Here is a 12,497-nt window from a genome sequence, read left to right as displayed (position 1 = left end):
TTCTACTGGATGATAATTTTTTCACTAAACACTATAATTTTATGTCAGACGATAAGAAGGTAATCTTCTCCATGTCAGGAGTTACGAAAACCTATAAGAATGCTAATACCCCAGTTTTAAAGAACATATACTTAAGTTTTTTCTACGGTGCCAAAATCGGTATTTTAGGTCTAAACGGTTCTGGTAAATCTACCTTATTAAAAATAATAGCAGGTGTAGATAAAAATTTTCAAGGTGATGTAGTCTTTTCTCCAGGATATAAAGTTGGTTACTTGGAACAAGAGCCAGAACTGGATGAAAACAAAACCGTTTTGGAAATTGTAAAAGAAGGCGTTGCCGAAACGGTGGCCATTCTTGATGAATACAATAAGATAAACGATATGTTTGGTCTTCCCGAGGTTTATGAAGATGCGGACAAAATGCAGAAGTTGATGGATCAGCAGGCTGTATTGCAAGATAAGATAGATGCAGCCAATGCTTGGGAACTAGATACCAAATTGGAAATTGCTATGGATGCCTTGCGTACCCCAGATCCTGATAAGAAAATTTCTGTGCTTTCGGGTGGTGAGAGAAGAAGGGTTGCCTTATGTAGGTTGTTGCTACAAGAGCCGGAAATCTTATTGTTAGATGAGCCTACCAACCACTTAGATGCAGAATCTGTACATTGGTTAGAGCATCACCTGGCCTCTTATAAAGGAACGGTAATTGCCGTAACGCACGATAGATATTTCTTGGATAATGTTGCCGGTTGGATTCTTGAATTGGATAGAGGTGAAGGTATACCTTGGAAAGGGAACTACTCTTCTTGGTTAGATCAAAAGTCTAAACGAATGGCACAAGAAAGTAAAACAGCTTCTAAAAGACAGAAAACATTAGAGCGAGAACTGGAATGGGTTCGTCAAGGAGCAAAGGGTAGACAGACCAAACAGAAAGCACGTCTTAAGAACTACGATAAGTTGATGAGTCAAGATCAAAAACAACTTGATGAAAAACTGGAAATCTATATTCCTAACGGACCACGTTTGGGTACCAATGTTATTGAAGCTAAAGGCGTAAGTAAGGCATACGATGATAAGTTGCTTTATGAAGACCTTAATTTTAAATTGCCACAAGCGGGTATTGTTGGTATTATTGGACCAAACGGTGCTGGTAAGACCACTATTTTTAGAATGATCATGGGGGAGGAGACACCGGATAAAGGTGAATTTGAAACCGGAGAAACTGCTAAAGTTGCCTATGTAGACCAGAGTCATTCTAATATAGATCCTGAAAAAACCATTTGGCAAAACTTCAGTGATGAGCAAGAGTTGGTGATGATGGGTGGTAAGCAGGTCAATTCTAGGGCTTACCTAAGTAGATTCAACTTTTCGGGTAGTGAACAGAATAAAAAAGTGAGCATGTTGTCCGGTGGTGAACGTAACCGTTTACATTTGGCAATGACCTTGAAAGAGGAAGGTAACGTGCTTTTATTGGATGAGCCTACCAATGATTTGGATGTAAATACATTACGTGCTTTAGAAGAAGGTTTAGAGAATTTTGCAGGTTGTGCCGTAGTCATCTCTCACGATAGATGGTTCTTAGATCGTATCTGTACGCACATCTTGGCATTTGAAGGCGATTCTCAAGTGTATTTCTTTGAAGGGTCGTTCTCCGATTATGAAGAAAACAAGAAGAAGAGGTTAGGCGGAGATCTTATGCCGAAACGGATTAAGTACAAGAAATTAATTAGATAGTATTTCAACTATAAAGAAAAAGCCCGCAATTGCGGGCTTTTTTATTTTCAAAAAACAGCTAACATTAATATTCTTCATTAGGGTACCAATCTAACTGAATCACTTCAATATCTTGATTGCCTGCATCTACTAATTGCTTAAATTTAGCCACATCGCTTACATCTGGCTTGCCTCTGTAATGATAAGGGTATACTTGCTTAGGTTTAAAGTCCAATACAGCGGCAGCGGCACTTTCTTCTGTCATAGTGTATGGTAAATTCATACATATAAAAGCTTTGTCAATATTTTTTAAAGAACGCATTTCAGAAATATCTTCGGTATCTCCGGAGAAATAAATACGTTGACCGTCAATATTTAGAATATAGCCGTTACCACGTCCCTTTTCATGAAATTTTAAAGCTTCCTTTCTTAAGTTGTACATTGGTATGGCTTCTATAGTTATATCGCTAAGTTCTTTACTGCTACCATTGGATAAAATGACCAACTGTTCCTTATATTTTTCAGATAATTTATCGGCAACTGCTTGCGGTACTACAATTGTTGCGTTAGTAGTATCTAAGGCATCTAATGTTTCTGAACTTAAATGATCACCATGTATATCTGTTATCAATATTAACGTAGGTTTTTTTTGGTCCTTAAAAGCGTCAGCTCCACCAACAGGGTCAATATAAACAACAATATCGTTATATTCTATTACTGCTGTAGCATGTTCAATGGGAATGATTTTAATGTCTTCTGATTTTCGTTCGTTTATTATCTCGGTAACCGATTTTTTTTCGTCAGTCTCAGTTGTAGCATTGGTTTCGACTTCGGCTTTTTTTACATCTTTACATGAAATAACAAAGGCAAAAGCGAGAGATAAAAAGAGCAATTTATTTATTTTCATTAGGTTACGTTTAAAAGAGTTAGTTCCATTTTAACATCAGATCGAAGATACTCTAAATTATCTTCTAAGGATACCTCTTTAAATCCAAATTTCTTATATATATGCAGAGCGGCATCTAATTTTGTGCTAGAATATAACTCTAGGGTTTTCCAATTTTCGGTACGGGCAACATCAATTGCATAAGCCAGCATAGACTGACCTATTTTTAATCCGTGATGGCTTTTGTTTACTGCCATTTTACCCAATTCATAACGGTCTATTTCCTTTTTGATCAATGCAAAGCATCCAACAGGCTTATTATACCATAATCCTATAAAGATATACCCACCTTTAGCTATAATGGAAGATTGCGGATCGTTCAATAGCTCCCTGTCTTTTTTTCCACTTTAAAATATTCATTGATCCAAGCAATATTCAAGTCTCTAAAGTTTTGATTATATTTAGGCTCGTAAGGTACAATGGTTAGCATGGTTTCTAAATATTGTTTTATTAATGCCCAAGTTATATCTTCTTGTATTGGTATAAGCCAAGTATTATAAATTAATTTAACAGCAAAAAATCTAAAATTTAAATTGCCACGTATATAACTCGAACAAACAGACACTTTATTAAATTTAAAATTATGACTGAAACAAAAAACAACAACGGCTTAAAGGTTTTGACCGCTCTTTTAGGTGTTGTGCTTTTAGGTACTATCATTTATACAGTAAGTCTTTACCAAGATAAAAAGAAGACCGAAGTAGTACTTACAAAAGAAAAAGAATTAGTAGTTGAAGATTTGAATAGCTTAAAATCTGAATACGACAAAGCTATCTTAGAAAGTAATGCAACTAATGAAGAGTTGGTAAGTGCTAGAGACAATATTGCCAAGTATATTGATTCTGTTAAGACAATGAAAGCTGATATTGGTTCCTTATCTAGGTATAGAAGACAGGTAAGTGTGCTTAAAGCTGAGAGAGAGCAATTATTAAAGCAAGTTGATTCTTTAACTCGTTCAAATACTGCTATTGCCATGCAACGTGATAGTACTTATGTTGAGTTGGAAAAGCAAACTGTTTTTAATGACTCTTTGGTAGTACAAAATACAAACTTGGCTCAAGTTGTAGAAAAAGGTTCTGCATTAAACCTGTCTAAATTTAATGTTGATGCAGTAAAAGAACGTAACAGTGGTAAATTGGTCTCTACACAGAGAGCCAAGGCGACCGATAAATTTAAAATTTGTTTTACTGTTGCCGATAACGTAATTGCACAAGCCGGTGACAGAGAATTTTTCTTGGAAGTTTTGGATCCCCAAGGTAATGTACTTGGCGGTAGCAATTCTATGACAAATGATAATGGGGCTTCTATAACTTATAGTAAGCAAACAAATTTTTACTACGAGAACAAATCTTTAGATGTATGTGATTATATCAGTAAGCCTTCTGGTGATTTTAAAGATGGAAATTACATGGTAAACGTATATGACGACCAATTAAAATTATTGGGTACTTCTAAGTTTATGTTGAAGTAATAGTTTGAAAATTCATAATAGAAAAGGCGACCAGTTTGGTCGCCTTTTTTTATTTAAGGTAGGGTTGATTTTAGTCTTTTAAACTACCTACCATATTTTCTGGTTTTACCCATTCATCATAATCTTCGGCGGTTACATATCCTAAGTTGACAGCCTCTTCCTTTAATGTAGTTCCGTTCTTATGTGCTGTGTTGGCAATCTCTGCAGCTTTGTAATACCCAATTTTTGTATTTAAAGCAGTAACCAACATTAAAGAGTTGTTCAGTAATTCTTTGATCACACCGTGATTTGGCTCTATACCTGCAGCACAATGCTCTTCAAAACTTACACAGGCGTCACCAATTAATTGTGCAGACTGAAGAATATTGGCTGCCATCATTGGTTTAAAGACATTTAGTTCATAATGACCTTGGGTTCCACCAACGCTTATAGCAACGTCATTACCCATCACTTGTGCGCAAACCATTGTCATTGCTTCACATTGTGTAGGGTTCACTTTACCTGGCATTATTGAACTACCTGGTTCGTTTGCGGGAATAATGATTTCACCTATTCCTGAACGTGGACCAGAAGCCATCATTCTAATATCGTTTGCTATTTTGTTCAATGATACAGCCAATTGTTTTAAAGCTCCGTGGCTTTCCACAATGGCATCATGCGCAGCTAGCGCCTCAAACTTATTTTCAGCGGTTATAAAAGGCAAGCCTGTGAAGTCTGCAATATATTTTGCAACAAGCACGTCATAACCTTCCGGTGTGTTCAATCCAGTTCCAACGGCAGTACCACCAAGAGCCAGTTCACTTAAATGAGCTAAGGTATTTTTCAAAGCTTTTAAACCATGGTCCAATTGAGAAACATAACCGGAAAATTCTTGACCCAAGGTTAGGGGAGTGGCATCCATTAAATGCGTACGACCAATTTTAACTACGTTCTTGAATTCAACCGATTTTTTCTGAAGTGTATCTCTCAATTGAGTGACACCCGGTATGGTCACCTCAACTATTTTTTTGTATGCAGCTATATGCATACCTGTAGGGAAGGTGTCATTTGATGATTGTGACTTGTTTACATCATCATTTGGCTGAATTGTCTTTTCACCTTCACCAATTACTTTGCCGGCAATTTCATGGGCCCTATTGGCAACCACCTCATTCACGTTCATATTACTTTGCGTTCCAGAACCTGTCTGCCATATAACCAAAGGAAATTGGTCATCATGTTTTCCTTCTAAAATTTCATCACATACCTGAGCGATCAAATCTCTTTTTTCTTCAGATAAAACCCCTAGTTCGCAATTGGTGTACGCTGCAGATTTTTTTAAATATGCAAATCCGTAAACAATGTCCAAGGGCATAGATGCCGATGGTCCTATTTTAAAATTATTACGCGAGCGTTCTGTTTGTGCACCCCAGTATTTGTCTTTGGGAACTTCAACATTGCCCATGGTATCTTTTTCGATTCTGAACTCCATAATTTTATAATTTATATGAATCTTTAGTTAACTTATTAAATATCCTCAAAAATAAGGTTTACATTTATTTTTCTTAGGACAACTTTGTGGCGAAAAGTGAAATTAATTTTACAGAACGTTTGCAAAAAATAATTCGTTTATGGTATCTTTGTAATATATAAGTAAGAAGATATGTTTGATTTTGACCAATATTTAGGATTTTTAGCTTTTTTAACCATACTGACCATAGGTTTTTGGTTAATGATGTTTTTGTTATTATTTGTTGTCCCTTACTGGTTAGGTGGTAACATTATGGAGTTATTGAAAGAAAGACGCGACAAGAAAAAAGCAGCAAGAGAAGCATAGATATAGAATTATATAAAAAAAAAAAGGAGCCTTTAGGCTCCTTTTTTTATGTCTTGTTATTTGTATTTAACCTTCTATTTCATCTCCGTCATCATCATTGTTTCCTCTTCTGTTACCTTTATTACGCTCTTTTGGTTGATTAAAACGATATACAAAGACCATAGTTATTTGACGTTGTCTCCATTGAAATTCACTGTCTGAAGTAAAGAACTCCGTTTCCGTGTAAGAGGTTCTTTTTCTAGAGTTCAATAAGTCGCTTACATTAAGTGAAAGTGTTCCATTGTCGTTTAAAATATCTTTGCTAAAGGCTAAATTCAATGAGAATATACCACCGTTTTCAGTCTGTGCCGTAGAAGATGGTCCTCTATAGAATGCATTTGTTTGCCAGTCTACTTTTGCCGGTAAGGAAACCTTTGAGCTAAATCTAGCGAACCAGCTGGTATTTGTAGTACCATAATCAATACCGTTAAAAGCACCTTCGGTGGAGAACTGGAAGAAATTAAAGCTAGAGTTCAATCGCAACCATTTTGCTGCGTTATATAAAATACCTGCTTCAACCCCAATTCTGTCATTTGTGGATAGGTTGATTGGAATAGACCTGATAATTTCAATGCCATCTGTAGTGGTTTCACCGGTTTCTTCTTGTATACGTTCAAATGAATCTGTTTCTCGTTGGTAATACACAGATGAGGTAAGAGTTAGTTTATCCCATCTCTTTAAGTAACCAACGTCAAAAGCATTGGAGAACGCAGGGTCAAGGTCAGGGTTTCCTTGAAAAATATTTGTTCTACTAGATCGTGAAGGAAAAGGGTTAACATACCTGCCCCTAGGTCTATTTATCCTTCTATTATAGCCTAATGAAATGCTTTCATTTTCACCCAGTTCGTAAATCAAGTTTACAGTTGGGAAAAGCCCTAAATAATTTTTATCGAAATTTGCATCGACATCTACTCCTAATTGATCCTCTAGTTCAGAAGAATCATACAAAGAGGTCAATTCTCCTTTTAACTGGGTGTTCTCTAAACGTAAGCCTAAAAGAAAGGAAAATTTACCGAATTTGTTACCATATTGAGTATATAGGGCATTTACATTTTCAGTATAGGCAAATAAGTTGGTTAGGTCTTGGTTGATATCGAACAGACCGGTGGTTTGGTTCAAAGAGTCCAATCTATAATCTGTTTCTGTTTTTTCAAAAGTACCTCTATACCCAGCTTCAAATTGTGCATCGCCCATAGGTAAAACATAATCTGCTTGTACCAAATATTCATTTTGGGTTTCTTTTTCAAAGACATTTTCCAAGACTATTAAATCATCATTAGGCAATGTATTGTTTTCCTGTATGATGTTGGTCTTATCTTCTACGCCGTTAGAGTATTGAGCGTCTACGGTTAGTTTTTGTCCGTCATCATCAAGATTATTAATATAATTCAAAGAAAATTGATAGTTCTCGTCATCTTCACCTTCATCTTCAGTTCTAAATGTTTCACTATCTAGCGTACTGTTGACAAACCTTTGGTTGGTATTTTCAGTTTCATCTTCACTTTTAGAGGTTCTATAAAATATACTTCCTGTAATTGAAGATTCTTCTGTTATAAAATACTCAAGTCCCAAATTAGTGTTGAAACCTTTTCTAAGTCTAAAATAGTTCCTGTCCTCTATAATCCTATCATATGACCCAGAGGTGTAAGTGTTATCATAAAATGCATTACCTGGAGCGTCTCTATAGTTATAACCTGTGGTGTTGAACAGGTTAAACTTATCTGTTCGTAAGTTGGCATTCACGGAAATACCACTATTAACAGGATATCCTATAGTTGTATTTACCGAACCATTAAAACCAAGTGTTTTTTCTTTCTTAAGTACAATGTTCAAAATACCTGCTGTACCTTCTGCATCATATCTTGCAGATGGGCTGGTAATTACCTCTACTTTTTCAATTGCATCTGCCGGTAGTTGTGTTAGGGCATCTGTTGAACCAAACCCCGCTAGGGCAGATGGTTTGCCATTAATGAGTATTCTAACGTTCTCATTACCTCTTAAACTTATAGCACCTTCAACATCAACATCAACAGATGGTACATTATTAAGGGCGTCGGTAATGGTTGCACCACTATTGGTTAAATCTTTACCAATATTATAGATTTTTTTGTCCAAACGTACTTCTACGGTAGTCTTTTCGCCAACAACCTCTACAGCTTCTAATTGGGCTACATCTAAAGCAAGCTTTATTGTCCCCAGGTCTGTAGATGCTCTTAAAATTTGATCGGGCAATTTGTACGTTTTATAAGAAATGTATTCAATGGAAATGTTGTATTTACCTGGTGGAGTTTCCACTTTAAAATTTCCGTCAATATCTGTGATACCACCTGTAATTTTATCAGGGTTGTTTACACTTTGTAGTACTAATGTAGCATATTCCAATGGTAGGTTATCATCTTTATCCACGACCTTACCTGTAATAATAATTGGTCCTCTTTCCCGGTCTCCCCCAGGTCTTTGACTATTTGCGTAATTAAATGATAGTACTAGGAGAAGGAGTAACGGGAAAATTGGTTTCATTTATTCGGTTTTAGATTTCTTTCGTTTTTCTTTTTTCTTCTTTTTATTCTTCTTTAAAGTTTTTGATACACCATCTTTCTGAAGTGCAACAAAAGCTTCGTACTTTTCTAAGGGCAAACCTGCTTTTAACTCTTCGTCTTGCCTTTTTGTAATGTTTTCATAAACTTCTGCCATTTTCTCCGGCGGTAGTTTAAGAATTTGAGCCTCTATGCGTTCTTGCACATATTTCTTTAAAATAGAACTTAAAACGGCCTGTTCAAATTCATTTAACGCTAGTGCTTCCGTAATTCTTGGCATTTCACCGTCTACCAATTCTTCTGCGGTTTTAGGTTTTGGTTCTTCTGCGGGTGCTTGTGCCTGCGGTATAGAACTTCTTTGTCTACCATAACCGTAACCACCGCGTGATCCGTAACCGTTATTGCCATAACCGTATTGCGCGTAAATTTCAGAACTTCCCAAAAGAATTAATAGCAACGCAAAAACTTTTAGAGGGCTATATTTTATTACTTTTTTCATGTGTTTAGATTATAAAGTTTTATAATGGTTTAACTGAAAATGGTTAATTGTTTGTTAAGATAATTATGCTGATCCTTATTTTAACAATTCATCTATATTAGAAGATGGTCTGCCAATTACCGCGCTATTGCCATTTATTACAATAGGTCTTTCTATAAGCTTAGGGTATGCGATCATTGCGTCTAATATTTCCTCATCATTTAGCGGTAGATTTCTAAATTTTTCTTTCCAAATTGCTTCTGATTTACGTACTAAATTAATTGGCTTTATACCTAAACAGCTAATAATATTTCGCAACTCGTCTTTTGTTGGTATGTCTTCTAAATACTTGACCACTTCAAATTTCTTGCCAGAATTTTCAAGTACTTTAAGTCCTTCTCTAGATTTACTGCATCTAGAATTGTGATATATTTTAATCATTATGTGTATTACTTTAAATTATGGATATCTCTGCAGGTTTATAAACAAGCAGAGATATTACTTTCATTCTTCTTCTTTTTGTCCCATCATCATTAAATAGGCTTTTAGAAATTGGTCTATATCGCCATCCATAACGTTGTCGACATTACCTGTTTCCTGACCTGTTCTTACATCCTTTACCAATTTGTATGGATGCATAACATAATTTCTGATTTGAGAACCCCATTCGATCTTCATTTTAGAGGATTCAATTTCTTGACGCGCTTCCATCTTTTTTCGAAGTTCTATTTCGTACAATTGAGATTTTAGCATTTTCATTGCCGTAGCCCTGTTATCATGTTGACTTCTACTGTCCGAACAAGAAATTTGAATTCCGGTAGGGTGGTGGGTCAGTTGTACTTTCGTCTCAACTTTGTTTACATTTTGTCCTCCCGCACCGCTTGATCTAGCTGTGGTTATGGTAATATCAGCAGGGTTGACATCTACTTCTATACTATCATCTACCAAAGGGTATACGTATACAGATACAAAAGAAGTGTGTCTTTTTGCGTTACTGTCAAAAGGCGATATGCGCACTAGACGATGTACACCATTTTCACCCTTTAGCCAGCCAAAAGCAAATTCACCGTCAATTTCCAATGTTACTGTTTTAATACCGGCAACATCTCCTTCCTGATAGTTGAGCTCTTTAATTTTATAACCGTTCTTTTCTGCCCACATCATGTACATGCGCATAAGCATAGCTGCCCAATCGCAGCTTTCAGTACCACCTGCTCCTGCGGTAATTTGAAGTACAGCCGGTAGTTCATCACCTTCTTCAGAAAGCATATTCTTGAACTCCATCTTTTCTAGCGTATTGACCGCTTTTTCATATTGGCGTTCAACCTCTTCTTCAGAAACTTCGCCTTCTTGTTGAAATTCGATCAATACCTCCAAATCTGCTACTAGTAATTGTGCGGCTTCGTAATCATCTACCCATTGCTTTTTTGATTGGATAAATTTCATATGTGCCTGTGCCTCTTGGGGATTGTCCCAAAAATCAGGAGCCAAGGTTTTCTCTTGCTCGTTCTCTATTTCTATTAATTTGGCATCAATGTCAAAGATACCTCCTTAACGCACCAAGGCGATCTATAAGACCTTTGTAATGGTCTGTACTTATGTTCATACAATTCTATTTTGGGTAAAAATAATACTCTTTTAAATAATCATAGCAGATATTTTAGAATACCTATTGTTGACTTTCTACGGTTACCGAGTGTATTGTCTTGTTCTTGCCGTGAGAATGTATTATTCCCTTTAACGGGGCACAGTCATTATAGTCCTTACCGTGACAAACTTTAATATGGTTCGTATTGGCCAAAATATTATTTGTAGGGTCAAAACCTTTCCATCCAATTTCAGGTATATATGATTCTACCCATGCGTGCATTTGAGAATCTCCTTGGTAATTGTTATTTTGATCAAGGTAACCACTTACATATCGGGTAGGTATACCGTTACTACGTGATAATGCACAGAAAAGATGCGCAAAATCTTGACATACACCTTTTTGCTTAGAAATAATATCTTTTAACAGGGTATTCACTTCTGTGGCACCTGTGGTGAATTTGATGTAATTAAAAGTAAAATTATTTAACGATACAAGATTATCGAAAATGGACAATGAATTATTAAACCTAAATAATTGCTCTTCCGTATTTTTAATTGTGGTGTAAGTGGTAGCTTTTAAAAAGCGTTCATGGGTAATTTTAAAACCTAAATTTTGCAGTGTATCGTAAGCTGATGATTTGTCTAAGTTAATTTTAAAATTGTAAGGATCTATTTCTTCTTTTAAAAACTTAAACTTTGCTTCAAATGAAATTTCTTTGAATTTTTTTTTAGGGTGAACTCGCAACGTTTTAAAGCCATAACCGTTAATGGAATTCTCGGTAATTGCATATTGCGAATTGCTAAATTCAATTTCTACCTCATGCTGGGTCTCATTTTCCACAGGAATTATTAAAAATTGCCAATGTGCATCATAAACCCATTCATCATAAACATTGGTTGCACTATAGGTAATCTCAAATTCTCTCGGCATAAGAACAAATATACCTTATTTTGCCCTCTTAATAGTTAAAAAACTCTTCATCTACCTTGTTGCTTATATCAACAAGACTTTTTAAAATGTCTTCAATAAATGATTTAATATCTTCATCTATTTCTTCAATATATTTAAATTCATATTCTGATCTTACCCTACCAATTAAAAAAGCTGTTGAGTCCTTGTTATATCGTTTTTCAGGGTTTAAAATCTTAACATGTTGGTTGACCTGGTTTAACGAATTCATTACCGATCTAGGGCAGTTGGGATTTAGGATCAAAAACTCTAATGTAGTAATGCTTGTAGGTGTTTTTTTATAGAACCTGCGCATCATATCATAAGATTCTGCACATTTTAAAAGGGTGGTCCATTCAAAACTTTTTCTAAATCTCTCGTTCTCCCCACCTTGTGATAACATTGCATCATTAAACTTGGCATTTATCATTCTGGTTATTTGAGTTGCTCGCTCTATATTTATACCCATAGAAATGATTGCATACGTTGCATCATGTAATAATGTGCCACGAATCTTTCCTCTTAGAATATCTGTCATTTCTGCTACATGGGTAGTAAATTCGTGAAGGCCGTTTTTTACAAATACTTCTTTAGGGTAGTTGATGACAAAATGGTAGAACTTATTAATTGCCTCATATAGTTCTGTAGAAATTAAATCTCTAGCGCTATTGGCATTCTCACGTGCAAATTTAATGTTGTTGATAATAGATGAACTATAGTTGGGGTCTAGCCCAATTTTGTACAGAACATCTTCTTCCTTTAAAAATTTCTTGTCATCTTTTTCCGGATCGCCAACCATAAATAACATAGAGCGCAAAACAAACTGGCGGTCTTGTGATTTTATATTGGGAGCATCTAATGATGAAAAGTAATTTACATTTAAATATCTTGCTACGTGTTCTGAACGTTCAATATAACGTCCCATCCAAAATAGATTATTGGCAACTCTTGCTAACATA

12 protein-coding genes are annotated in these 12,497 nt (G+C 35.6%); 3 read left to right on the top strand and 9 right to left on the bottom strand.

The annotated features are described in order from the left end of the window. The first annotated feature begins 41 nt into the window (after positions 1 to 41). Positions 42 to 1,733, top strand: coding sequence for an energy-dependent translational throttle protein EttA (gene ettA / locus PXC01_RS14595; protein ID WP_276473028.1), 1,692 nt, complete (start codon positions 42 to 44; stop codon positions 1,731 to 1,733). 64 nt (positions 1,734 to 1,797) lie between these two features. Here ettA and PXC01_RS14590 read toward each other — a convergent pair whose 3' ends face one another. Then, the gene (locus tag PXC01_RS14590; protein WP_276473027.1) at positions 1,798 to 2,619 is read right to left on the bottom strand and encodes an MBL fold metallo-hydrolase; all 822 of its coding nucleotides are present in this window, start codon (positions 2,617 to 2,619) and stop codon (positions 1,798 to 1,800) included. Next, entirely contained in the window at positions 2,619 to 2,981 is a 363-nt protein-coding gene (locus PXC01_RS14585) for a GNAT family N-acetyltransferase (RefSeq protein WP_276473026.1), read from the bottom strand. Before PXC01_RS14585 ends, PXC01_RS14590 begins: the two co-directional genes overlap by 1 nt. Positions 2,982 to 3,241: 260 nt before the next feature. Here PXC01_RS14585 and PXC01_RS14580 point away from each other — a divergent pair, with 260 nt between their 5' ends. Further along, a complete protein-coding gene (locus tag PXC01_RS14580) occupies positions 3,242 to 4,129 on the top strand; it encodes a hypothetical protein (protein ID WP_276473025.1) in 888 nt (295 codons plus the stop codon). A gap of 70 nt (positions 4,130 to 4,199) precedes the next feature. Here the strand turns inward: PXC01_RS14580 and fumC are convergent, their stop codons facing one another. Further along, entirely contained in the window at positions 4,200 to 5,600 is a 1,401-nt protein-coding gene (gene fumC, locus PXC01_RS14575) for a class II fumarate hydratase (protein ID WP_276473024.1), read from the bottom strand. Between the two features lie 171 nt (positions 5,601 to 5,771). Between fumC and PXC01_RS14570 the strand changes: the two genes are divergently transcribed. After that, positions 5,772 to 5,945 (top strand): hypothetical protein, encoded by a 174-nt coding sequence (locus tag PXC01_RS14570; RefSeq protein ID WP_167333102.1) that lies wholly within the window; start codon positions 5,772 to 5,774, stop codon positions 5,943 to 5,945. Between the two features lie 66 nt (positions 5,946 to 6,011). On the opposite strand, the gene PXC01_RS14565 is transcribed toward PXC01_RS14570, so the two are convergent. The 6 genes from PXC01_RS14565 to PXC01_RS14540 all read right to left on the bottom strand — a co-directional run bounded on the left by PXC01_RS14565 (position 6,012) and on the right by PXC01_RS14540 (position 12,496). Continuing rightward, a complete protein-coding gene (locus PXC01_RS14565) occupies positions 6,012 to 8,504 on the bottom strand; it encodes a TonB-dependent receptor (RefSeq protein ID WP_276473023.1) in 2,493 nt (830 codons plus the stop codon). After that, the gene (locus PXC01_RS14560) at positions 8,505 to 9,020 is read right to left on the bottom strand and encodes a hypothetical protein (protein ID WP_276473022.1); all 516 of its coding nucleotides are present in this window, start codon (positions 9,018 to 9,020) and stop codon (positions 8,505 to 8,507) included. 75 nt (positions 9,021 to 9,095) lie between these two features. Beyond that, positions 9,096 to 9,440 (bottom strand): arsenate reductase (glutaredoxin), encoded by a 345-nt coding sequence (gene arsC, locus PXC01_RS14555; RefSeq protein WP_276473021.1) that lies wholly within the window; start codon positions 9,438 to 9,440, stop codon positions 9,096 to 9,098. Between the two features lie 63 nt (positions 9,441 to 9,503). Then, positions 9,504 to 10,605 (bottom strand): peptide chain release factor 2 gene (gene prfB / locus PXC01_RS14550; RefSeq protein WP_276473020.1). Its coding sequence is split into 2 segments (ribosomal slippage): positions 9,504 to 10,538 and positions 10,540 to 10,605, totalling 1,101 coding nucleotides; the frame shifts between segments, so codons are not numbered across the junction. A gap of 63 nt (positions 10,606 to 10,668) precedes the next feature. Continuing rightward, a complete protein-coding gene (locus PXC01_RS14545; RefSeq protein ID WP_276473019.1) occupies positions 10,669 to 11,520 on the bottom strand; it encodes a transglutaminase-like domain-containing protein in 852 nt (283 codons plus the stop codon). Positions 11,521 to 11,548: 28 nt separating this feature from the next. Continuing rightward, positions 11,549 to 12,496, bottom strand: a complete 948-nt coding sequence (locus tag PXC01_RS14540; protein WP_276473018.1) for an alpha-E domain-containing protein — start codon at positions 12,494 to 12,496, stop codon at positions 11,549 to 11,551. Position 12,497 lies beyond the last annotated feature (1 nt).

It is taken from the genome of Maribacter huludaoensis (assembly GCF_029350945.1).
Classification (GTDB): domain Bacteria; phylum Bacteroidota; class Bacteroidia; order Flavobacteriales; family Flavobacteriaceae; genus Maribacter; species Maribacter huludaoensis.
Note: the sequence above shows the minus strand (reverse complement) of the source record. Positions and strands in the feature narration are given on the sequence as shown.

Coding starts and splice junctions, on each gene's coding strand:
- PXC01_RS14580 (WP_276473025.1), top strand. CDS start 3,242: ATGACTGAAACAAAAAACAACAACGGCTTAAAGGTTTTGACCGCTCTT.
- PXC01_RS14565 (WP_276473023.1), bottom strand. CDS start 8,504: ATGAAACCAATTTTCCCGTTACTCCTTCTCCTAGTACTATCATTTAAT.
- PXC01_RS14590 (WP_276473027.1), bottom strand. CDS start 2,619: ATGAAAATAAATAAATTGCTCTTTTTATCTCTCGCTTTTGCCTTTGTT.
- ettA (WP_276473028.1), top strand. CDS start 42: ATGTCAGACGATAAGAAGGTAATCTTCTCCATGTCAGGAGTTACGAAA.
- PXC01_RS14560 (WP_276473022.1), bottom strand. CDS start 9,020: ATGAAAAAAGTAATAAAATATAGCCCTCTAAAAGTTTTTGCGTTGCTA.
- fumC (WP_276473024.1), bottom strand. CDS start 5,600: ATGGAGTTCAGAATCGAAAAAGATACCATGGGCAATGTTGAAGTTCCC.
- PXC01_RS14545 (WP_276473019.1), bottom strand. CDS start 11,520: ATGCCGAGAGAATTTGAGATTACCTATAGTGCAACCAATGTTTATGAT.
- PXC01_RS14570 (WP_167333102.1), top strand. CDS start 5,772: ATGTTTGATTTTGACCAATATTTAGGATTTTTAGCTTTTTTAACCATA.
- PXC01_RS14540 (WP_276473018.1), bottom strand. CDS start 12,496: ATGTTAGCAAGAGTTGCCAATAATCTATTTTGGATGGGACGTTATATT.
- arsC (WP_276473021.1), bottom strand. CDS start 9,440: ATGATTAAAATATATCACAATTCTAGATGCAGTAAATCTAGAGAAGGA.